The organism is Streptomyces olindensis (assembly GCF_040645895.1).
Classification (GTDB): domain Bacteria; phylum Actinomycetota; class Actinomycetes; order Streptomycetales; family Streptomycetaceae; genus Streptomyces; species Streptomyces olindensis.
In genome coordinates, this window is the sequence record NZ_JBEYZD010000010.1 from 103,004 (window position 1) to 124,662 (window position 21,659).

Below are 21,659 nucleotides of genomic sequence, written 5' to 3' on the forward strand. Positions count from 1 at the left end.
GAGTTATTTCATGGTGCGAGCTGACCGGCGGTGTCCGCCACGGTCTCCTCGATCTCGTCGAGGGCCGCGACGAGTTCCGGGGCGACGGCCTCCTGGACCCAGCGCTCCTGCTCCGCGCCGACCTCGCGCGGGACCGTCTCGGTGAGCATGATCAGGTAGAGGTAGGCCCGGTACAGGGCGAGGCGGAGCCGGGCCGGGGCGTCGAACTCCGCCCGGCCCCCGGCCTCCCGGTAACCTGCCAGGAACGCCTCGTCCTTCCTGATGTCCCCCAGCAGCGCCAGGGAGACGAAGTCGGCCAGCGGGTCGCCCCAGAACATGCGCTCGCCGTCGATGAGCCCGCCGATGCGGGCCCCGCCGGCCGAGCGGTCGACCATGATGTTGCCGGGCCACAGGTCGAAGTGGACGAGGCGGGGGACGGTGACCTCGTCGAGGGCGCCGTACGCGGACCCGGCGGTACGGGCCACCGCGTCGGCGGACCGGGGCAGCCGGGCCCCGTAGCGCCGGGCGTCGTCGAGCACGGCGTCGAACATCGTCGTGAACGCGGTCCGCCAGTCGGGGGCGAGCGGGCCGAGGGCGCCGGAGGGATAGCCGTGGCCGGGGCCCGTCACGCCGTGGAGCCGGGCCACGTGGCCGCCCAGCTCGGTGCGCAGCGCGGTCCGTTCCCCGTCCGTGAGCGAGTCGCCCCAGGTTTCGCCCGGGCAGGCCGTCATCAGCAGGAAGTCGTCGCCCAGGGACACCAGCCGGGGCGCGGGGACCCCGGCCCGGGCGGCCGAGCGGTAGAACTGCGCCTCCGACACGAGCAGCCGGTTCTCGTGCCGCATGCCGGGGACGGCCGCGGGGGGCGGGACCTTCAGCACGTAGCGGCTGCCGTCGGTGAGGCGGAGTTCCTCGACGGTGTTGTACGTGCCCCCGGTCAGCGGGGCGAGGTGGGCGAGGCCGCCGGGGTCCAGGCCCGCCTCCCCGAGAATGCGCCGGGCCCGTTCCCAGGAGTCCACCACCGTGCGCCCACCCCTCCCCTTCGCCGCGGTCAGCCGGCCGCGTACACGTCCTCGACGTAACGCCCGTCCGCGATCAGCCCGTCGAGCCACTGCTCGGCGGCCCGCTCGTCGGCGTCCGGCGTGTGCTTGCGGTACAGGGTACGGAACGCCTCCCGCACCCCGGGCGCCATCCGCGCACCGTCGCCGCACACGTACACCCGCGCTCCGGCGTCCAGCAGCGCCCAGACCTCCTCGGCCTCGGCGGCGATGCGGTGCTGCACGAACCGCACCTCGCCCTCGGGGGCCGCGCTGAAGGCGGGGCGCAGGGAGACCGCCCCGGCGGTCTCGGCGGCGCGCAGTTCCTGAGCGTGCAGGAAGTCCGCGTCCGGCGCGTCGCAGCCGAAGTAGCAGACGGCTGGGGCGAGTTCGGCGCCCCGTGCGAGGGCCGCCGTGCGGTCGGCGATCGCACCGCGGAACGGGGCGAGACCGGTGCCCGCCGCGATCATGACGACCGGCGCGGAGCCGCCGTCGGCGTCCATGCGGAAGACCTCCCGGCAGGGCTGCACGCGTGCGTACACCGTGTCGCCGGGCCGGACCGTGGCGAGGTGGCCGGAACCGGTGCCCCGGTAGACGCCCTTGCCCGAGCGGGCGGGCGCCTGGAGCAGCGAGACCATCAGGTCCACGTGGCCGGGGTCGACGGCGGGCGAGGAGGAGATGGAGTAGTGGCGCGGGCGCAGCGGCGTGAGGAGGTCCAGGAGCCGCGGCCAGTCCAGGGCGCCGCGCAGGGCCGGGTGGTCCTCCAGGATCTCCACGAGGGTGCGCGGGTCGTCGGTGAGGGCGGCCAGGGCCGCGCGCTCCGGCGGGCACGGGTTGGCGGCGGCGAGCGCGGCCAGCTGCCCGGCGGTCGGGCGCTCCTGCAACTCCACGTGGTGGGTGAGGAGCTGCCGTACCGTCACGGGGCGGTCCACGGCGATGCCGTCGCGGCGCGGGCGGGTGGCGCGGATGTCCAGGACCGTGTCGAGGTCGGCGCCGAGCGCGGCGGCGGCGCGGGCGACGAGGTCCGGGGCGTTGGCGGGCAGCACGGTGAGGTGGTCGGCCGTGCGGTAGGTGACGCCGTCCGGCAGCGCCACGCGGACGAACCGCTTGCGGCGCGGGTGACCGGGCGCGGTGAGGTCGCGGGCCTCGGTGACCCGCATGGGGAGGAGGCCGTGCCGTTCGGCGAGGGCGTCCAGCGGGCCGCCGGTCAGGGTGCGGACCTCGTAGGCGGCCGTGGGCTCGCCGGCGTCCGGGGCGGTGGCGTCCGGGTCGCCGTACCGCTCCAGGAGGGCGGTGCGCAGGGCCGTCGTGAACGCGCGGACGGTGCCGGTGAGGTCGCCGGAGGCGTCGGCGGCGGCGCGCTCCAGCAGGCGGGTCGCGCCGGACTCGGCGAGGCGCTCGTCGATCCGGGTGGGGACCTGCTGGTAGGTGGCGGCCCAGTTGCGGTCGCCGACGCCGAGGACGGCGTACGTCACGCCGGTCAGGTCGTGGGTCTCCGCCAGCCGGGCGGCGAAGGCGGTGGCGTCGTCGGTGGGGCGGCCGTTGTAGGAGGCGGCCGTGATGACCACGGGCCGGTCGGTGGGCAGGCCGTCGGCGTACGCGTCCAGGGACGCCACCCGCGTCTCGCAGCCGAGCGCGGCGGCCTCGTCGGCGAGCTGGGCGGCGAAGTCGCGGCAGGTGCCGTAGTTGCTGCCGTGCAGGAAGAGGGCGGCGGTGCCGGGGCGGACGCGGACGGGCAGGCCCTGCGGTTCGGCCGGCCGGGCCTCCTGGGCCGGGGCGGCGCCGGGCAGCGGCGGGTGGACGCGGTCGGCGGCGGTGCGCGGGGCGAGCGTGAGGGTGAAGCCCTCGGGCTTGAGGGTGAGGGTCTCCTTGACCGTGAGCCGGTAGTCGGCGTGGTCGCGCAGCCGGTAGCGGTGGACGAGCATGGCCAGCAGCATGGTCGCCTCGTGCAGCGCGAACTGCCGTCCGATGCAGGCGCGTTCGCCGGTGCCGAACGGCTTGAAGGCGTGCACCGGGCGCTCGGCCTCGGCTTCGGGCGTGAAGCGGGCGGGGTCGAACAGCTCGGGGTTGTCGCCCCAGACGGGCTGCCGGTGCAGCATCGGCGTGAGCACCAGGGCGGACTGGCCGGCGCGCAGCGGGATACGGCCGCCGAGCAGGGTGTCCTCGCGGGCCTGCCGGGCGAACACGGCCGCGGTGGGCCACAGGCGGAGCGCCTCGTTGAGGACCTGGCGGGTGTAGGTCAGCCTGCCGACCTCGTCGTAGGTCGGCTCGGGGTCGGCCCGGTCGCCCCACAGCTCGTCGGCCTCGCGCCGCACGAGTTCGAGCGCGGTGGGGTGCTTGGCGAGGTAGTACAGCGCGAAGGACATGGCGCCGGACGTGGTCTCGTGGCCGGCGATCAGGAAGGTGATGACCTGGTTGCGGATGTTGGCGGCGTCCAGGGTGGTGCCGTCGGCCGGGTGCTCGGCGGTGAGCATCAGGCCGAGGAGGTCGTCGGCCTGGCTCTGGTCGGTGCCGGTGCGGGCGGCGATGACGTCGTCGACGACCCGGGCGAGGTAGGCGGCGTCGTCCCGGAAGGCCGCGTCCGCCGCGGAGTAGTCCCGGCCCGGGACGCGGGCGAGGCGGGTCATGCTCCATTCCAGGCAGCGGACCATCGACTCGACGAAGGGGTGCGGCTCGGGCCGCTCGAAGGAGCCGAAGTCGTAGCCGAACCCGGCCAGTCCGATGGTGTCGAGCGTCATGCGGGTCATGTCGTCGGGGACGTTCACCGGCCGTCCGGCGCGGGCGTCGCGGTCCCAGGACGCGATGAGCCGGCGGGCCACCTTCAGCATCACGGGGTGGTAGGTCCGCATCGAGCCGAGCGCGAAGGCGGGCATGAGGATGTCGTGCGCCTTGGCCCAGTTGGGCTCGTCGTTGTACGCGGTGAACAGGCCGTCGGCGGCGAACTCGCGGACGTTCTCCAGGCCGGGCCCGATGTGCTTGGCGAACCGCTGCTCGTCCGCGAGCTCGGCGACGAGGTCCAGGTCGCCCACGAACAGGGTGTCCCGCCCGTACAGCCGCCGCACGAAGACGGGCCCGTGCTCGCGCATCAGGTCCATGGCCTGCTGCACCGGCGCACCGCCGGGGCCGGTGGCGGAGATGTCGGCGACGGGGACGCCGGGGAGGGTGTCTGCGGTGGGGGGAGTCTGTCCGGTGGGGGGCATGACGCGGCAACTGCCTTTCGCGGTACGGAAGTACTGCTTCCAGCGTGGTCCACGGGGCCCGGCGGGCGGTGTCACCGCCCTACATGATTGTGTAGTACAAGCAGACGCGTCGCTCTTGCGCGGGAGCGACCCGGCGTGGCAGGAGAGACCCGTGGACCTGGCCCGGCTGGAGGCCGTGACGTGGCGCAACCGCGCGCTGCTCCTCTTCGACCGGATCGCGATGCCGGTCGCGGTGTGCGACGTGTACGGGGCGGTGCTGCTGGCCAATCCGGCGATGGCCGCGGAGTGCGGTACGACGCCGGGGCGGCTGCGCGGCCGGGACGTGCTGGACCTGTTCAGCCCGCGGGAGGCGACGCAGGTGGAGCGGATCGCCGAGGCGCTGCGGATGCGGCGCCGCTCGCGCTACCAGGTGTCGGTGCGCTGGCGGGCGCCCGGCGGCGCGGAGCGGTACGGCGAGCTGACGGCGGACCCGGTGAGCGACACGGTGGAGGACACGCCGGCGCTGCTGGTGATGCTGCGGGTCGAGGGCGAACGCGAGCGGCCCGGTGCGGACGCGCCTGCCGGGCAGGGGCGGGTCACACCGGTGGAGGCCCGCGTCCTCGCCCTCCTGGCCGGCGGCGCCACCACGGCCCGGGCCGCCCGCGAGACCGGCCTCACCACCGACGGCGTGACCTACCATCTGCGCCGCCTGTCCTCCCGCTGGAACGCCGCCAACCGCACGGAACTGGTGGCCCGGGCCTACGCGCTGGGGGTGCTCACCCCCGGCGTGTGGCCACCGGAGGCCTCCGCCCCGGAGTAGGCCGTGCCCGCGCCCGCCGGGGCGCCGAAGCGGGCCAGGGTGTGCCAGACCATCTTGAGGTCCTGCGGGTCGTACCGGCCGGTCCGGGCGGCGTCGCCGATGGCCCGGGGGTTGACGAGGCCGTCCCGGGCGATCCGGGCCCCCAGCTCGGCGTACTCCGGTCCGCGGTAGTCCCGGTGGCGCCTCAGCGCGGCCGCCGTGAGCCGGTAACCGGGGTGCCACTCGACCGGGCAGGGCAGCCGCAGGGCGGCGGCCTCGACGGGCGTGCCGCGGTAGCAGGCGTCCAGCACGAGCGCCTCCACGTCGCGGGCGAGGTCGACGCCGCCGTGCACGTGCGCCTCGACGTAGTCGTCGAGGGCGTCCTGGTCGTCCGCCTCGGCCAGCGCGATCAGGGACATCCCGGCCGCGACGCCGAAGTCGGCCGGCTCGGCGGCGCTGTCGGGGTAGCAGAACGTGGCGCGGTCCAGGGCCGCGGGGCGCAGCCGGAAGTGCGAGGAACCGAACCGCGGTGCCGCGCCGACCACCTGCCGACGGAAGTTCAGGGCGCCGTACACGGGCCGCTCGTGTCCGGCCGCGGTGTCGTACGCGCCGCCGAAGATCCTGCTCTCCCAGCGCCACCGGTCGCCTCCGGGGTGGGCGGTGAGACCGCCGTTGCCGGTGCCGGTGACGAACTGCGAGTGGTACCTGCCGTCCCGTGCCAGCGCGGCCAGGACGGGCCGGCCGCCCGTGGTCCGGTCCGGATGGAAGTTCAGTGTGATGCGCAGGCGCGCGTCGACGGCGGGTCCCGCCGATCGGGCCGCCACATGACGCAGCGCCGCACGGGCACACGGACCGTCGACCCCATGGAAATCCATTGGCTCCCCCTCGCCGCCGATGTTTAACCTGACCCGGAAACAGAAACCTAGGACCCCTAGGTTTCGGCGACGACGACCAGGAGCCCTCCCATGAGATCACTCACCGAGCAGGACATCCGCAACTCATTTGTCAACTGCTCCAAGGGGGAGGCCAAGCGTCTCGCCGTGCCCCGGGATCTGGCCGAGCGCCCCTGGGAGGATCTCGACTTCCTCGGGTGGCGCGATCCGGGGGCGCCCGACCGGAGTTATCTGGTGACCGAGCGCGCGGGGCGGCTCGTCGGTGTGGCGATGCGGTTCCAGACCGCGCAGCGCGGCTTCCTGCACCGCAGCATGTGCTCGCTGTGCCTGACGACGCACCCGCGCGGCGGTGTCTCGCTGATGACCGCCAGGAAGGCGGGCCCGGCCGGACGCGAGGGGAACTCCGTCGGCCTGTACATGTGCACCGACCTCGCCTGTTCGCTGTACGTCCGCGGCAGGAAGGTGCCGGAGACCGGCGCGCGTTTCGAGGAGAGCCTCACGCTGGAGGAGCAGATCGACCGGACCACGGGCCATCTGGCCGCCTTCCTCGACAAGCTCCACGCCTGACCGCCCCCGGACCGTCCCTTTCTCCCAGGGCATTGGCGTCCTTGGTGGATACGTTCGATCATGGATACGTTCGATGCGCCAGGGAAGGGGAACAGCCCGAGGATGCGAGAGGTACGTGAGTGGACGGCGCACGCGACGCGGGTCCTGAACAAACGCCGTGATCCCGTGGTCGTCCAGACGCTGCGGTCCGCGACCGCGGCGACGATCGCCTACGTCATCGCGCTGCGGCTGAGCCCCGAGAAGGCACCCCTCACCGCTCCCCTGACGGCCCTGCTGGTGGTGCAGGTGACGCTGTACGCCACGCTCACCAACGGCTTCCGGCGGGTGAACGCCGTGGTGGCCGGGGTCCTCGTCGCCATCGCGTTCAGCCTGCTGGTGGGTCTGACGTGGTGGAGCCTGGCCCTGCTGATCGTGGCCGCGCTGGCGGTGGGGCGGCTGGTCCGGGTGGAGGAGTACGTCCCCGAGGTCGCGATCAGCGCGATGCTCGTCCTCGGGGTCACCACCGTCGGCGACACCGCCTGGGCCCGGGTCCTGGAGACCCTGATCGGCGCGGTCGTCGGGCTCGGCTGCAATCTGCTGCTGGCTCCGCCGGTGTGGGTGGAGGAGGCCGGCGAGTCGATCGAGGGCCTGGCCCGGCGGCTGCGCCAGCTGATGCTGCGCATGGGCGAGGAGGCCGCCGCGCGCGGCACACCCGTCGACCGCGCGGCGGAGCGGCTGCACGAGGCGCGCCGCCTGGACCACGACATCGTCGAGGTGGACGCCGCCCTGCGGCAGGCCGAGGACAGCCTGCGGCTCAACCCGCGCGTCCGCGAGGGCCTGCTGCACCGGGTGGTGCTGCGCACCGGCCTGGACACCCTGGAGATCTGCACGGTCGTCCTGCGGGTGCTCGCCCGTTCCCTCACCGACCTGGCGAAGGAACGCGAGCCGGAGCCGCTGTTCGAGACCGAGACGGGCGCCGCGCTGGAGCAGCTGCTGTCCGAGATCGCCGACGCCGTGGTGAGTTTCGCGGTGCTGGTCACCACCCATCTCAGCGCCAGCGCCGAGTCGGCGGAGGAACGTCTCGCCGCGGAACTGCGCACCGCGGCGGGCACCCGCGACAAGCTGGCCCTGCTGCTGCGCGAGGAGGCGGAGCGCGACCCGCGGCACTGGCAGCTTCCGGGCGCCGTCCTGACGGAGGTCAACCGGATCCTCGACGAGCTCGACACCGAGCACCGCACCCGTCGCCTGCTGGAGGAACTGGACCGGGTGTCGCGGGAGCAGCGCGTGCGGATGCCGCGCCTGACCCGGATGCGGGAGCGCCTGGGCGTTCAGGAGCAGCTGTGGCGGAACCGAACCGGGGTCGGCGGGCGTTCTCGCTGAAGGAGTGCCGGGCGGGGGCCCGTGCCGGATGCGAGGGGGCGGGCCGATGGCCGAGGCGACCGTGCGGATCGACGGGAACACACTGCGGCTGCCGGGCGGTGTGGCCGTGCGCTTCATCCGCACCCTGCGCCTGCCGGAGACGGGCACCCATCCACTGCCGCCGGGCCTCGGGGAGTTCCCGGTCCGGCGGGTCGCCGACTTCGGGGACAGAGTCCCTGAGGACTGGCGGGCGCGCGGCGGCGTGATGCTGCCCGTGTATCTGCGCGAGGCCATGTGGCTGAGCTTCACGGGCACGTCGGAGCCGGCCGCGCTCCAGGTCGGCGTCGGCAAGGTGTGCGCGGTCTCGGGCCGGCCCTGGAGCGACCGCCTGGCCCGTGACCCGCAGAACTACGTGGTGCTTCCCCGGCAGCCCTGGCTGGACGGCATCAACTCCGGCACGGGCACGGTCCGCCAGTTCGTCGCCGTCCCGCTCGGCCTGGGCGCCACCGTCGAGGGCCAGGTCACGGGTGAGGAGGTGTGGGGCGGGGTGCAGCTCCAGACGTTCCCGCTGAACGCGAGGGAGCTGGCGGTGTGGCGGGAGGAGGAGCGCCGGCGGCTGGAGCGGACGCGGTGCGCCGCGCCGCCGACCGGCTACGGCGCCCCGATGCCGGGCGGGCCCGTTGCCCCGCCCGGAGGGTTCGGCGCGGCGATGCCCGTGGCGGCACCGCCCTCGACCGGCGGTTTCGGCGCCCCGATGCCCATGGCGGCGCCGCCCGCGCCGGGCTCTGCCCCGCCCGCGCCCGGGTCTCCCCCGCCCGCGCCCCGATCGGCCGCGGCCCCCGCCGCCGGTGCCGCCCCGGCGCGCCCGTCCCGCGCGCCCGCCGCGATGGGCCTCGGCGTCGGCGGCTCCCTGCGGCAGGAGGTCTACCAGGACGACCGGCCGCCGGCGGACTGGTCGGAGCGGCCCGCCGGGCGGGTCTTCGTGCACCTGGTGACACCCCCGGAGTGGCGGCGCATCACCGGCGAGGCCCCGCCGCCGTCGCCGGTGGACCGGGCCGCCTACACCCGGGCGGGCCTGCCCTGGTTCGACTACTACGACCAGGACGGCGAGGACCTGGCCCCCACGGACACGCTCCAGGCCGTCAAGCCCGCCGGTGACTGGCTCGGGGACGATCACGAGCCCTGGCAGCAGCCCGCCCCCGGGCAGGTGCGCCGGCTGGGGGACGCGCCGGGCCGGCCGGTCGAGGACGGGGACTGGTAGACCCCGGTCCGTGGTGCGCCTGACGCAACGCCAGGTGCCTTTGTTGCACCCGGCGGGTGATCCACGCCAAGGTGGCTGTCGCGACGGGGACGAAGGACGACCTGAGGGGCGACATGGACAGCACTGGCTGGAGCAGGCGCCGGTTCGTCGGCGCGCTGGCGGGAGCGTCCGCCGCGGCGGCGCTGCCGGCCTGCGAGAAGGCGCCCGCGCCCGCCGCGTCCCCCGCGCCCGAGGCGAGTACGAGCCCGCCCAGCGAAGCCCGGCGCCCCTCCGGTCCGCGCCCCCTCCACCTCGGCACCTACACGTCGGCCGAGGGCGGCGGCAAGGGCATCGGCCTGGCCACGTACGACCCGGCGACGGGCCGGATCACCGGCACGGGCACGATCACCGGCGTCGGCGACCCGTCGTACCTGGCGCTCCACCCGGACCGCCGCACGCTGTACGCGGTGGACGAGCGCGAGGACGGCGCCGTGACCGCCGTCCGGCTCTCCGACCACAAGGTCCTGGGCAGCCGGAGCAGCGGCGGTGCGGCCCCCTGCCATCTGTCGGTGCATCCGGGCGGGCGCTGGCTGTTCAGCGCGAACTACGGCTCGGGCAGCGTGGCGGTGCATCCGATCGACGCCTCGGGGGCCCTCGGCGAGCGCAGCGACCTCGTCACGCACTCCAGCCCGCCCCCCGGCCCGGGCCAGGAGGGCCCGCACGCCCACCAGATCATCACGAGCCCCGACGGCGGCCATGTGCTCGCCGTCGACCTGGGGACCGACACCGTCTACACGTACCGGCTCGACGAGAAGGCCGGCATGCTCACCGAGGTCGCGCGGGCGCAGACCCGGCCGGGGGCCGGACCACGCCACCTCACCTTCCACCCCGGCGGCCGGTACGCCTACGTGGCCGACGAGGTCGACAACACGGTGGCGGTCTGCTCGTACGACCCCGCCTCCGGCCGCGTGCGCATCGGCGAGGCGCAGTCCACGGGCACGGGTTCGGGCACCAGCTACCCGGCGCAGATCCTGGTCACCCCGAACGGCCGGTACGCCTATCTCGCCAACCGCGGCCACAACAGCCTCACGCGCTACGCGATCGAGGCGGACGGCGCCCGGCTCAGGCTGCTGGACACGGTGCCGGTGGGCGGGGACTTCCCGCGCCAGATCGCCTTCTCGCCCGAGGGCACGCTGCTGTTCGCGGCGAACCAGAAGTCCTCGACCGTCACCGTCTTCCACGTGGACCAGGAGAGCGGCGCCCTGCGACGGGCCGGCGAACCGTTTCCCTCACCCGTCGCCGTCTGTGCGCTGCCGCTGTAGCGCCCGGGGGCAGGAGGCGGCGCTGGCCTGGCCGAGCAGGACGTGCATGCGTTCGGTGAGCTGCGCGACGTCGTCGGCGGGCCGGTGGAACGCCAGGCGTACGTCGCCGTGGGCGCGGGCGCGTTCGATGCGCAGGGTGAGTCCGTGCCGGTCGACGGCGAGCGGCTGGACGCGGACCGCGCCGTGCAGGCTGTCGGAGTCGACCAGGCGGGTCAGCCGCTCGACCGCGTCGGCGTGGCAGTCGGCGAGGTGCGTCAGCAGCCTGGCCTCTGCGGTGGTGAGCGGGTCGGGCACGGCGGCGGCGAAGTCGTCCAGGTCCACGACGACGGCACCGGACGGCTGCCGCAGCACCACGCGCGTGGGCGTGAAGGCGAGCCGGCCCTCCTCGACGGCGAACCAGCCCGCGAGCCAGAGCCGGGCGCGGATCCGGCTGCGGAGCGGGACGGGCGCGACGTCGGCGAACTCCAGCACCGCGGACGGCTCGCCCCGGGGCGCGCAGATCGCGGCAGCGAGCAGGGCACTGTCCTCGGGCACCTCCACGAGCACCCGGCCGTCCTCGGCCACCGTGGTCGCGCCGACCAGCTCCTCCCGCGTGCCCTCCGCGGTCACCGAGCAGGACCACGCGGCGGCGAGCACCGAGCGCGCCCGTTCCGCAGCGGCGGGGGCCGCCGTCCAGCTGTGGCTGTCGTCAACCATCCCAGACCTCCTTAGGTAAGCCTCACCTAACTTAGCGAAGATCAGGGTGTGCGCCAACCTCGTCACGTGATCTTTGCGAGACCTTTCAGGGCGTGAGGACGCCCAGCAGGGCGCGCGCGCACAGCTCGCGCACCTGCTCCCGGGTCAACTCCGTGTCGCGCAGCCACTCCAGGCAGACGGCCGTGGTGAACGCCAGCCAGCCGCGCACGGCGAGCCGCACCTCGGGCCGTCCCTCGAAGGCGGGACCGAACTCGGGGTCCGCGGCGAGCGCCGCGAGGATCTGCCCCTCCTGCGCGGCCAGGGCCCGCCGGTACACCCTGCGGACCGTCTGGTCCCCGGCCGCGTCGGCGCGGTGGAAGGCGCGGTAGCCGTGCGCGTGCTCCCGGACGTACTCCAGGAACGTGTCGAGACCGTCCGCGAGCTGCTCGCGCACCGGGACGCCGGGCACCGCCGCCGTCATGCGCAGCATCCGCTCGCTCTCGCGCTCGACGACCGCCGCGAAGAACTCCCGCTTGGTCGGGAAGTAGTGGTACAGCAGCCCGCGCGACACCCCGGCGATCTCGGCGACCTGCTCGATCCACACGTCGTCGTACGGGCTCTCGGAGAACAGCCGCGCCCCGACCGACAGCAGTTGCTCGCGGCGCTCCTGGGTGCTGAGCCGGCGGCGCGTGCGCCCGGCCTGGTTCGCGACCATACCCGCACTTTACTTGACGTCGGTTCAACAACGGGACCAGACTGAGGCGCTATTGAACCCGCGTACAACACGTGCGAACCCGCCGCTGGATCAAGGGAGATCGCGATGGCCCAGGCGCCGATACGGGACGGGCTGCCCAAGGGGTTCCGGAGTGCCGAGCTGGGCTGGCCGGAGCTGGACCGCATCCCGCACCCGCCGCACCGGATCCCGCTGCTCGGCGACGTGGTGGGCGTGAACCGGCGCACTCCGCTGCAGGACTCGCTGCGGTACGCCCGCCGGCTGGGTCCGGTCTTCCGGCGGAAGGCCTTCGGCAAGGAGTTCGTGTTCGTCTGGGGCGCCCGGCACGCGGCCGACCTCGCGGACGAGTCACGGTTCGCCAAGCACGTGGGGCTCGGCATAGCCAATCTGCGGCCGGTCGCCGGGGACGGCCTGTTCACGGCGTACAACCACGAGCCGAACTGGCAGCTGGCGCACGATGTGCTCGCGCCGGGGTTCAGCCGCGAGGCCATGGCGGGCTACCACCCGATGATGCTGGCCGTGGCGCGGCAGCTGACGGAGCACTGGGACCGGGCGGCCGCGGCGGGCCGGGCGGTGGACGTGCCGGGCGACATGACCAAGCTGACGCTGGAGACCATCGCGCGCACCGGCTTCGGGCACGACTTCGAGTCGTTCGAACGCTCCCGGCCGCACCCCTTCGTGACCGCGATGGTCGGCACGCTGACCTACGCGCAGCGGCTCAACACCGTGCCCTTCCCGCTGGCGCCGCTGCTGCTGCGGAGCGCGACCCGGCGCAACGCGGCGGACATCGCCCACCTCAACCGCACGGTCGACGAACTGGTCCATGCCCGGCGGGCCGGCGGCCGCGGGGACGGGGACCTGCTCGACCGGATGCGGGAGACGGCCCACCCCGTCACCGGGGAGCGGCTGGAGCCGCGCAACGTCCGCCGCCAGGTGATCACCTTCCTGGTCGCCGGCCACGAGACGACGTCGGGCGCGCTCTCCTTCGCCCTGCACTACCTCTCCCGCCATCCCGAGGTCGCGGCCCGGGCCCGCGCCGAGGTGGACCGCGTGTGGGCGGACGCGGCCGAGCCGGCCTACGAGCAGGTGGCCCGGCTGCGCTACGTCCGCCGGGTGCTGGACGAGTCGCTGCGGCTGTGGCCCACGGCGCCCGCCTTCGCCCGGGAGGCCCGCGAGGACACCGTGCTGGCCGGCGAGCACCCGATGCGGCGCGGGGCGTGGGCCCTGGTACTGACGCCGATGCTGCACCGGGACCCCGAGGTGTGGGGCCCGGACGCCGAGCGGTTCGACCCGGACCGCTTCGAGGCGCAGGCCGTGCGGACCCGGGCGCCGCACACCTTCAAGCCGTTCGGGACGGGGGCGCGGGCGTGCATCGGGCGCCAGTTCGCGCTGCACGAGGCGACGCTGGTGCTCGGCCTGCTGCTGCGCCGCTACGAGCTCCGGCCGGAGCCGGAGTACCGGCTGCGCGTGACGGAGCGGCTGACGCTGATGCCGGAGGGGCTGCGGCTGCGCCCGGAGCGCCGGACCGCGCCGCGGGAGCCGACCCCGAAGCCGCACTGCCCGGTACCGGAGGCGGCCGACTGACTCCCGCGCCCGAGAGGCGGCTCAGCCCGCACTGCCCAGGACCGGGACGGGTGACTCGCCCCCGCGAGCCGGAGGCGGCTCAGCCCCGCACTGCACAGGACAGCGACCCGGAGCCGGCTCAACCCCGCACTGTCCAGGAGCGGGGACAGGCGACTCAACCCCGCGAACCGGAAGCGGCTCGGCCCGCACTGCCCAGGACCGCGCACCGGAGCCGGCTCAACCCCGCACTGTCCAGGACCGGGGACAGGCGACTCAACCCCGCGAACCGGAAGCGGCTCGGCCCGCACTGCCCAGGACCGCGCACCGGAGCCGGCTCAGCCCCCCGCTGTCCAGTGGCCGGGCCGGGTGACCGACTCCGGCAGTCGGGTCCCGGCGCTCCCCCGCGCCGCGTTGAGCTGCGGCTGGGTGAGGAAGAACGCCCCGGTCAGGTCGGCGTCGGTGAGGTCCGCGTCGCGCAGGTCGGCACCGATCAGGTCGGCGCCCCTGAGGTCCGCGCCGGCGAGGTCGGCGGCGATGAGGTAGGCGCCGCGGAGGCTGACGCCCCGCAGGTCCGCGCCCTTGAGGCGGGCGCCGATGAGGTCCGCGCCCCGGCGGTCCTTCCGGCGGCCCTTGGTGCCGGCCCGGGCCAGCTCGCTCGTCCTCATCAGCAGGACGTTGACCTCCTGGCGGTGCGCCGCCACGTCCAGTTCGGCGAGTTCCTCGGGGGTTCCGCCGGTCAGTTCCCGGGTCTTCTCCAGGGCCCGGCGCAGCTCGGCGTGGACCGGGCGGGCCGCGGGCAGGGCGAGCGCCTCGGTCAGGTACCACAGCAGTTCGTGCAGTTGCCGGACGACGGGGAACACGTCGAACATGCGGCGGGCGTGCTCCGGCGGTCCGGTGCGCCAGTCCCGACCGCCGAAGGTGATCTGCGAGACCTGCTGCCCGGCGCCGAAGCAGTCGTAGACCGTGCAGCCGGTGAATCCTTTCTGCCGCAGCCGTGCGTGGATGCCGCAGCGGTGGTCCTCCCGGAGGTTGCGGCAGGGTGTGCCGGCGGCCTTGTCGACCGCGAAGTCGGCCGAGGCCGCGAACGGCAGGGCGACGCAGCAGAGGCCGAAGCACCGCTCGCAGTCGCCGCGCAGTTCCGCTCGCGCGGCGTGGTGATCTCGCATGGCGTTCAGCATACGGACCGATGACTCACCGATGAGTTCCCGGCCCTGTGGAGGGCTCCCCCGCCGGGCCGGGCGCCTCCAGGCGCTCCAGGCGCTCGGGGTCGGCCAGGATGTACATGCCGGTGATCCGCCCGTCGTCGATCGTGACGCCCATGACGGACTGCACGCGTCCGCCGGGCGCGTTGACGACTCCGACCGTGCCGTTGACCAGCACCAGCTCCGCGGACTGCGCGAACCGGGCGAACATGAGCGCCTGTTCCGCCACCGCCTTCGCCCCCCGGACCACCTTGGACACGGCCGCGCCGCGCACCAGCTCGCCCGAGTCGGCCCGCAGCACCACGTCCGGGTGCAGGAGCGCGAGCAGCGCCTCGAAGTCCCCGCCGCGGGAGGCGGCCAGGAAGGCGTCGAGCACCTCCCGCTGCCGGCCGAGGTCCGGTTCCGCCGCCGGGGTGGCGCCGCGCACCCGGCGCCGGGCCCGGCTCGCCAGCTGCCGGGTAGCGGCCGGTTCGCGCTCCACGATCGGCGCGATGTCGTCGAACGGCACGGCGAACATGTCGTGCAGCACGAACGCGAGCCGCTCGTCGGGCGTCAGGTTCTCCAGCACGACGAGCAGCGCGAGGCCCACGGAGTCGGCCTGGAGCACCTCCTCGGCCGGGTCGATGTGGGACAGGGGCCGCAGCACGGGGTCCGGGACGAACGTGCCGAGCGTGTCGTCCATCGGCTCCTCGCGGCGGGCGGCGCGTGAGCGCAGCAGGTCCAGGCAGACCCGGCCGGTCACGGTGGTCAGCCAGCCGCCGAGGTTCCGGATGTCCTCCGGGTCGGTGCGGCCGAGCTTGAGCCAGGTCTCCTGGACGGCGTCCTCCGCCTCCGCCAGCGACCCGAGCATGCGGTACGCGACCGCCTTCAGCCGCCCCCGGTGCTCCTCGAACCGATCGGCCAGTTCCTCGCTGCCTGTCATGGTCTCCCCCGTCATCTGCCGAACACTTCGAACGCCACCGCGGGCCTGCCCCCGAACCGCTCCCCGGTCGTCTCGGCGTGCCGCGTCAGGAAGCCGCGGACGTACGTCTCCGGGTCCTCGTCCGTCAACGCCTCGATGTAGGTGCGGTGTTCGAGCAGGGAGCGCACCGCGCGTTCCAGGCCGGGTGTCGCGTCCACGGCGTGCGTGGGGGTGCTGGATCCGGCGACGGCGACCCAGCGCACGCCGTCCCAGGGTTCGAGGCCCTGCTCGACGAGTTCCGGGAAGATCCAGCGGTTGCCGGCGTCGCCGGCCGCGTCGAGGGTGGCCCGGCCGACGGCGACGTGGTCCGGGGTGTTCCAGGCGACGCCGCCCCAGGTGTCCCGGTGGTTGAGCGTGATGACCAGCTCGGGCCGGTGCCGGCGGATCGCGGCGGCGACGTCGCGGCGCAGGGCGGTGCCGTACTCGATGACACCGTCCTTGTGGTCGAGGAACTCCACCTCGGACACCCCGACCACCGCCGCGCTCGCCCGCTGCTCCCGCTCCCGCAGGGGCCCGCACCGCGCGGGCTCCAGGGTGTCGATGCCCGCCTCGCCCCGGGTGGCGAGGACGTAGGCGATCTCACGGCCCTCGTCGGTCCAGGCCGCGATCGCAGCGGAGCAGCCGTACTCGAGGTCGTCGGGGTGGGCCACGACCGCGAGGGCGCGCCGCCAGTCGCCCGGCATGGGCTGGAGTTGAGTGCTCGTCGGCTCCGTCATGTCGGCAGACTAGTCCGCGCCACCGACATCACCCCGTGTCCGGCGCGGCATCACGCCTCGTCCCGCACGAGCGCCAGCAGCCGGTCGAGGACCCGGGGGCCGCCGGTGCGGATGCCGTCGTGCTCGAACTCGTCCGTGATCCAGGTGCGCAGGCCGCGGATGGCGCGGGCGGTGCGCAGGGAGTGGGCCGTGTCGACGTACATGTCGTCGTGGTAGACGGCCGCCACGACCGGCACCTCGTTGGCCGCGAGCCGGGCCGGGTCGTACAGGGGCGTCCAGTCGGTGCGGGCGGCGAGCAGGTCGGCGGTCTCGCGCAGGGGGCGCAGGGCCGGGTCGCAGTCGAACATCCAGGGGTGGATCGACTCGCCGGTGAACAGCAGCGGTTCGTCGCCCGCGAGGGCCTTGGCGGCGTCGAACCGCGGGAACTCGGCGCGGACCCGCTCGGCCGACCAGGCGGTGGGCCGGGTGTCCTGGCCGTAGATCGACTCGTGGATCAGGGCGTACAGCGGGTGGCGGGCGTAGGACAGCATGCCCTGCACCTGCTCCTGGAAGGCGTCGGAGAGCGTGTGGCCCTGCGGCGTGCGGACGAAGGCGTCCTCCAGGAGGTAGTGGAGGCGGTGGGTGCCGTCGCCGGTGCCGAGGACGATGCCGAGGGACTGGAACGCCTCGACGGTGAGCCGGTAGCCGTTCGCGAGGACCACGTCGTGCGTCAGCAGGTGGTCGGCGATCCGGCGGGCGCGCTCGACGTCCTGCGGGTAGCGGGCGTAGTGGGCGGTCACCTTGCGTTCGACGCGCGGGAAGGCCGCCCGGTAGACGTCGTCCGCGTGGGCGTCCAGGGAGGGCAGCCCGCCGGTGATGACGGCGGTGGCCAGGCCCTCGGGGGCGAGGGAGAGGTAGCTGGTGGCGCAGAAGCCGCCGAAGCTCTGGCCGAGGACGGTCCAGGGCGCGCCGCCGGTGACCTCGGCGCGGACGGCCTCGCAGTCGCGGACGATCGAGTCGGCGCGGAAGTGCGTGAGGTAGTCGGCCTGTTCGGCGGGTCCGCCGCGCAGCGGGAGCGTCTGACGGCCCGCGGGCGTGGAGTGGCCGGTGCCGCGCTGGTCGAGGAGGAGCACGCGGTACTCCTTCAGGGCCCTGCCCAGCCAGCCGGGCCGGCCCACGGAGCGGTCCGCGCCGAAGCCGGGCCCGCCCTGGAGGTAGAGCAGCCACGGCAGGTCCTGGTGCGCCTTGTCGGTCGCGACGACCTCGCGGGCGTACAGCTCGATCGTCTCGCCCTCGGGGCGGTCGTGGTCCAGGGGGACGGTGAAGCGGCGGTCGGTGAGGAGGACTCCGGGCTGGCGGTAGCTGAGCGTCAACAGGGCTCCCGGGACGGGCGGATTTTCGGACCGCGTCCCAGTCCATCACACGGAACGTCCGCCGGTGAGTCCTTCGATCATGAAACCTTGCTGAACGGCGGTTCAGGCTCAGCGGGCGGCCAGGCTGGAGCGGCGGACCACCAGTTCGGGCTGGAGGACGACCCGCCGGTGCTCGTGCGGGCGTGCCGTGCCCTCCTCCTCCGTCTCCTCCAGGAGCAGGTCGGCGGCCATGGCGCCCATGGTGACGGCGGGCTGCCGTACCGAGGTGAGCGGGACGGCGGCGGCCGCCGCGAACTCGATGTCGTCGTAGCCGACGATGGCGAGGTCGTCGGGGACGCGCACACCGGCCGCGTACATGGCCTGGAGCACGCCGAGGGCGAGCAGGTCGTTGGCGCAGAACACCGCGGTGGGCCGGTCGGCGAGGCCGAGGAGGCGGGCCCCGGCGTCCCGGCCGGCGGCGACGTCCAGCCGCTCGGTGGGCAGTTCGCGCAGCGCGTCGGGGCCGAGCCCGGCCTCGGCGAGCGCTTCCAGGGCGCCGGTGCGGCGGTCGCGGACCTGGTTGAGGCCGGGCGGGCCGCTGACGTAGGCGAGGGAGCGGTGCCCGGCGTCGACGAGGTGGCGTACCGCGAGGGCGCCGCCCGCGACGTCGTCGACGGAGACCGAGCACTCGGTGGTGCCCTCGGCGACCCGGTCGACCAGGACGAACGGGATGCCGTGCCGGCGGAAGGCCTCGATGTTGCGGCCGGTCGCGTCGGCCGGGGTGAGCAGCACGCCGCGCACCCGCTGCTCGGCGAAGAGTGAGAGGTACTCGGCCTCCTCGCCGGGGTTCTGGGCGCTGTTGCAGACCATCACGCCGAGCCCGGCCTGGCGGGCCGCGCGCTCGGCGCCGCGCGCCACGTCGACGAAGAAGGGGTTGCCCATGTCGAGGACGAGCAGCCCCATGATGCGGCTGCGGCCGGCGCGCAGCTGGCGCGCGGACTCGCTGCGGACGTAGCCGAGCCGGTCTATCGCGGACAGCACGCGGGCCCGGGTCTCGGTGGCGACCGTGTCCGGGCGGTTGATCACGTTCGACACCGTGCCGACGGAGACTCCGGCGGCGCGGGCGACGTCCTTGATACCCACCGACTGGGCCATCGGGCAGGGACCTCCAGGGGGAGACGAGGGGGGCGGCGGCCGGGGCGGCTTCACATTACCGGCACGCCGCCCCGGGAACCGGTCTCGGTCAGGCGGGCAGGCGGAAATCGACGACGTGCAGTGCCGAGGGCGTCGTACCGCTGGACTTCTCCTGGTACATGAAGGACAGCACGCCGTCCTGCGCGACGCGCGTCTCGTCGATGACGACCTCGCCGAAGGCGCCCAGGCCGCTGCCGTCGAAGAGGATCCTCCAGTCGGTGTACCCGGAGGCCGCCGAGGCGCCGGCGATCCTGCCGAAGGGGAAGATCGCGTAGGCGTTGTCGTACTTGTCCAGGATCAGCTTGGTGCGCTGGCTGGAGTTGAGCGGGACCGGTATCTCGGTCTTCTGCCAGGTGCCGGAGGCGTTCCTGCGGACGTGGAAGGCCCGGCCGTTGGCGGTCCGGTCGGAGACGTAGTTCGTGGTGCACTGCCCGAAGCGGCCGGGCACGTAGGAGATGATCGCGTGCGGCCGGCCCGCGGAGTCGGTGAACTGGCTCTCCTGGTTCATCAGGGAGTGGTCCGGGTTCAGCGGGTCCACGACCAGGCCGGCATCGGTCACGGACACCTTGTCGGAGCCGCCGGTGGTGCCGACGACGGTGCCCGCGTTGTTGCGCCAGGTGCGGCCGCGGTCGTCGGAGTAGACGTAGCCGGTGTCGTGGTTGGTGATGCCGCCGCTGCTGCACATCACGGCGCCGTTCTGCTCGCGCCAGGTGAAGAAGGAGTGCAGCCGGCCGCCCCGGTCGTAGTCGATGCCGTGCAGGTACATGTTGCGGGCGGTGGAGGAGCCGTGCTCGCTGGTGTAGGTGCCGGTGGAGCTGGACCACTCCCCCAGGTTGGTCCACCGGGTGCCGTCGTACTCGGCGAGGGCGTTGCGGCCGTTGCCCGAGACGGCGACGCGGTAGCTGAGCTGGAGCCTGCCCTCCGGTGTGGAGATGAACTGGGGGTAGGTGAACTGCGAGGTCAGCGCGAGCCCGTCCAGGGTCGACTGGGGCGCGCCGAAGCGGCTCGCTGTCCAGCTGAGGCCCGCCGGGTCGTCCATGAGCCCGGCAACCGACTTGACGTAGGTGAAGCCGTCGCTGTGGGAGTCCATGTTGAGGTGCAGCCGGCCGTCGATCTTGGAGACGCCCATCGAGATGACGTTGTGGGAGTCGTTGTACCGCAGCGTGTGGCCGACCTTCACCGTCGACCAGGTGCTCCCGCCGAGAACACGGCGGCCGACGACGGCGTTGCGGTCGGCGGTGTACCAGACGGCGTACTGGTAGCCCTTGTAGGTCAGCAGGCCGTTCTTCTGGAACGAGTTGTTGTTGACCAGCCCGTCGTAGGAGACGAAGAAGAGGGCCTGGCTGTCGAGCGTGGTGGTGCCGGTCCGGGTGACGGAGGGGCCGGGGTCGGCGGCCCGCGCGGTGCCGGAGGCGAAGGCGGGGGTCACCACGGCTCCGGCCAGGGCGGCGGCCAGCAACGTACGTCTGTGCATCTCGTGGACTCCATCGTCATGCGAGGTGGAACACTTCGGTGAGGGGTTTCATGGCCTCGTCGGGCCGGGCGCCGTCCAGCGACTCGAAGAACGGCGCCATCTCCGCCTGCCAGCGGGCGTTGACGTCGGTGGCTTCCATGCCGGCCTGGGCGGCCGCGAAGTCCTCGGTCTCCAGGTAGCCGACGAGCAGTCCGTCCTCGCGCAGGAAGAGCGAGTAGTTGTGCCAGCCGGTCTCCTTCAGCGCCTGGAGCATCTCCGGCCACACGGCGGCGTGCCGCTCGCGGTACTCGTCGAGACGGTCCGCCCGGACCTTCAGCAGGAAGCACACGCGCTGCATCAACGACCTCCCAGGGTCTAGAAGTTGAACTGGTCGATGTTCTTGGCGTCGAACACGGTCGGCTTGCCGAGGCTGATCACGCCGTCCTTGCCGATGGTGTACTCGCCCATGGAACCGGCCTTGAAGGTCTCGCCCTCCTTGCCGGTGATCTGCCCCGAGGACAGCGCGACGGCGGTGCGGGCGGCCAGCTCGCCGAGCTTGGCCGGGTCCCACAGCTCGAACGCCTCGACGGTGCCGTTCTTGACGTACTTGCGCATGTCGTTCGGGGTGCCGAGGCCGGTCAGCTTGACCTTGCCCTTGTACTTGGAGCCCGACAGGTACTGGGCGGCGGCCTTGATGCCGACGGTGGTCGGGGAGATGATCCCCTTCAGGTTCGGGTACTCCTGGAGCAGGCCCTGGGTCTGCTGGAAGGACTGCTGGGCGTCGTCGTTGCCGTACGCGACCTTCACCAGCTTCATGTTCTTGTACTCGGGCTTCTTCAGCTCGTCCTTCATGAAGTCGATCCAGGTGTTCTGGTTCGTCGCGGTCTGCGCGGCGGACAGGATCGCGATCTCGCCCTTGTAGTCGATCTGCTTGGCGAGCAGCTGCACCTCGGTGCGGCCCAGGTCCTCGGCGGAGGCCTGCGAGACGAAGGCGTTGCGGCAGTCGGGCGTGGTGTCGGAGTCGTAGGTGACGACCTTGATGCCGTTCTTCATGGCCTGCTTGAGCGCGGTGCACAGGGCGCCCGGGTCCTGCGCGGACACGGCCATCGCGTCGACCTGCTGCTGGGTGAGCGTGTTGACGTAACTGACCTGCCCGGCGGTGTCGGTCGCGCTGGACGGACCGACCTCCTTGTACTTGGAGCCCAGCTCGGTCAGGGCCTTCTCGCCGCCCTTGTCGGCGGAGGTGAAGTACGGGTTGTTGACCTGCTTGGGCAGGAACCCGACGGTCAGCCCCTTCTTCAGCTCGGCGTTGGGGTCGGCCTTGCCGGCGGTGGCCGCGGAACCGCCTTCGTTCGCGACGTCCTTCTTGGTGGTGCCGCCGCCGCAGGCGGTGAGCGCCAGGGCGAGGGAGGTGGCGGTGGCGAGCGCCGCGCAGCTGCGGCGGAGCGTGGTCTTGCGCATGGCTGTGGTCCTTTACGAG

General features: G+C 73.6%; 19 protein-coding genes. 6 read left to right on the forward strand and 13 right to left on the reverse strand.

All coding sequences use genetic code 11. The annotated features are described in order from the left end of the window. Positions 1-8 precede the first annotated feature (8 nt). Together ABZ948_RS08645 and ABZ948_RS08650 are read right to left on the reverse strand one after the other, a co-directional pair. Positions 9-998, reverse strand: coding sequence for a phosphotransferase family protein (locus ABZ948_RS08645; protein ID WP_359758198.1), 990 nt, complete (start codon positions 996-998; stop codon positions 9-11). A 29-nt stretch (positions 999-1,027) separates the two neighbouring features. Further along, the gene (locus tag ABZ948_RS08650; RefSeq protein ID WP_359758199.1) at positions 1,028-4,213 is read right to left on the reverse strand and encodes a cytochrome P450; all 3,186 of its coding nucleotides are present in this window, start codon (positions 4,211-4,213) and stop codon (positions 1,028-1,030) included. Between the two features lie 151 nt (positions 4,214-4,364). Between ABZ948_RS08650 and ABZ948_RS08655 the strand changes: the two genes are divergently transcribed. Next, complete coding sequence (locus tag ABZ948_RS08655; protein WP_359758200.1) at positions 4,365-5,012, forward strand: PAS domain S-box protein; 648 nt, start codon at positions 4,365-4,367, stop codon at positions 5,010-5,012. Here ABZ948_RS08655 and ABZ948_RS08660 read toward each other — a convergent pair. Continuing rightward, positions 4,952-5,866 (reverse strand): DUF3626 domain-containing protein, encoded by a 915-nt coding sequence (locus ABZ948_RS08660; protein ID WP_359758201.1) that lies wholly within the window; start codon positions 5,864-5,866, stop codon positions 4,952-4,954. The two genes, ABZ948_RS08655 and ABZ948_RS08660, sit on opposite strands and share 61 nt — an antisense overlap. A 90-nt stretch (positions 5,867-5,956) precedes the next feature. Here ABZ948_RS08660 and ABZ948_RS08665 point away from each other — a divergent pair, with 90 nt between their 5' ends. From ABZ948_RS08665 to ABZ948_RS08680, 4 genes are all read left to right on the forward strand, one after another. After that, entirely contained in the window at positions 5,957-6,451 is a 495-nt protein-coding gene (locus tag ABZ948_RS08665) for an FBP domain-containing protein (protein ID WP_359758202.1), read from the forward strand. Between the two features lie 102 nt (positions 6,452-6,553). Next, on the forward strand, positions 6,554-7,810 hold the full coding sequence (locus ABZ948_RS08670) for an FUSC family protein (RefSeq protein ID WP_359758203.1): 1,257 nt from the start codon (positions 6,554-6,556) through the stop codon (positions 7,808-7,810). Positions 7,811-7,856: 46 nt separating this feature from the next. After that, positions 7,857-9,050 (forward strand): hypothetical protein, encoded by a 1,194-nt coding sequence (locus ABZ948_RS08675; protein WP_359758204.1) that lies wholly within the window; start codon positions 7,857-7,859, stop codon positions 9,048-9,050. A 113-nt stretch (positions 9,051-9,163) separates the two neighbouring features. After that, positions 9,164-10,351 carry a lactonase family protein gene (locus ABZ948_RS08680; RefSeq protein WP_359758205.1) on the forward strand — a complete coding sequence of 396 codons (1,188 nt, stop codon included), beginning with the start codon at positions 9,164-9,166 and terminating at the stop codon, positions 10,349-10,351. Here the strand turns inward: ABZ948_RS08680 and ABZ948_RS08685 are convergent. Together ABZ948_RS08685 and ABZ948_RS08690 are read right to left on the reverse strand one after the other, a co-directional pair. Further along, positions 10,319-11,047: a DUF2470 domain-containing protein gene (locus tag ABZ948_RS08685; protein WP_359758206.1), complete on the reverse strand. Its 729-nt coding sequence runs from the start codon at positions 11,045-11,047 to the stop codon at positions 10,319-10,321. The genes ABZ948_RS08680 and ABZ948_RS08685 overlap by 33 nt on opposite strands. Before the next feature lie 85 nt (positions 11,048-11,132). Next, the gene (locus ABZ948_RS08690; RefSeq protein ID WP_359758207.1) at positions 11,133-11,741 is read right to left on the reverse strand and encodes a TetR/AcrR family transcriptional regulator; all 609 of its coding nucleotides are present in this window, start codon (positions 11,739-11,741) and stop codon (positions 11,133-11,135) included. A 105-nt stretch (positions 11,742-11,846) separates the two neighbouring features. Here ABZ948_RS08690 and ABZ948_RS08695 point away from each other — a divergent pair, with 105 nt between their 5' ends. Continuing rightward, positions 11,847-13,343, forward strand: coding sequence for a cytochrome P450 (locus ABZ948_RS08695; protein WP_359758208.1), 1,497 nt, complete (start codon positions 11,847-11,849; stop codon positions 13,341-13,343). A 314-nt stretch (positions 13,344-13,657) separates the two neighbouring features. Here the strand turns inward: ABZ948_RS08695 and ABZ948_RS08700 are convergent, their stop codons facing one another. The 8 genes from ABZ948_RS08700 to rhaS form a co-directional block, all read right to left on the reverse strand. Continuing rightward, on the reverse strand, positions 13,658-14,500 hold the full coding sequence (locus ABZ948_RS08700) for a pentapeptide repeat-containing protein (protein WP_359758209.1): 843 nt from the start codon (positions 14,498-14,500) through the stop codon (positions 13,658-13,660). A 13-nt stretch (positions 14,501-14,513) separates the two neighbouring features. Next, a complete protein-coding gene (gene sigJ / locus ABZ948_RS08705) occupies positions 14,514-15,446 on the reverse strand; it encodes an RNA polymerase sigma factor SigJ (RefSeq protein ID WP_359758210.1) in 933 nt (310 codons plus the stop codon). Between the two features lie 11 nt (positions 15,447-15,457). Beyond that, on the reverse strand, positions 15,458-16,201 hold the full coding sequence (locus ABZ948_RS08710) for a PIG-L deacetylase family protein (RefSeq protein ID WP_359758211.1): 744 nt from the start codon (positions 16,199-16,201) through the stop codon (positions 15,458-15,460). Positions 16,202-16,251: 50 nt separating this feature from the next. Continuing rightward, positions 16,252-17,553: an alpha/beta fold hydrolase gene (locus ABZ948_RS08715; protein ID WP_359758212.1), complete on the reverse strand. Its 1,302-nt coding sequence runs from the start codon at positions 17,551-17,553 to the stop codon at positions 16,252-16,254. Positions 17,554-17,661: 108 nt separating this feature from the next. After that, positions 17,662-18,687: a LacI family DNA-binding transcriptional regulator gene (locus ABZ948_RS08720; RefSeq protein ID WP_037764268.1), complete on the reverse strand. Its 1,026-nt coding sequence runs from the start codon at positions 18,685-18,687 to the stop codon at positions 17,662-17,664. A gap of 88 nt (positions 18,688-18,775) precedes the next feature. Further along, complete coding sequence (locus tag ABZ948_RS08725) at positions 18,776-20,200, reverse strand: BNR repeat-containing protein (protein WP_359758213.1); 1,425 nt, start codon at positions 20,198-20,200, stop codon at positions 18,776-18,778. Between the two features lie 16 nt (positions 20,201-20,216). After that, the gene (locus ABZ948_RS08730; RefSeq protein ID WP_031117722.1) at positions 20,217-20,537 is read right to left on the reverse strand and encodes an L-rhamnose mutarotase; all 321 of its coding nucleotides are present in this window, start codon (positions 20,535-20,537) and stop codon (positions 20,217-20,219) included. A 17-nt stretch (positions 20,538-20,554) separates the two neighbouring features. After that, positions 20,555-21,640, reverse strand: a complete 1,086-nt coding sequence (rhaS, locus tag ABZ948_RS08735; RefSeq protein WP_359758214.1) for a rhamnose ABC transporter substrate-binding protein — start codon at positions 21,638-21,640, stop codon at positions 20,555-20,557. Positions 21,641-21,659: the final 19 nt, after the last annotated feature.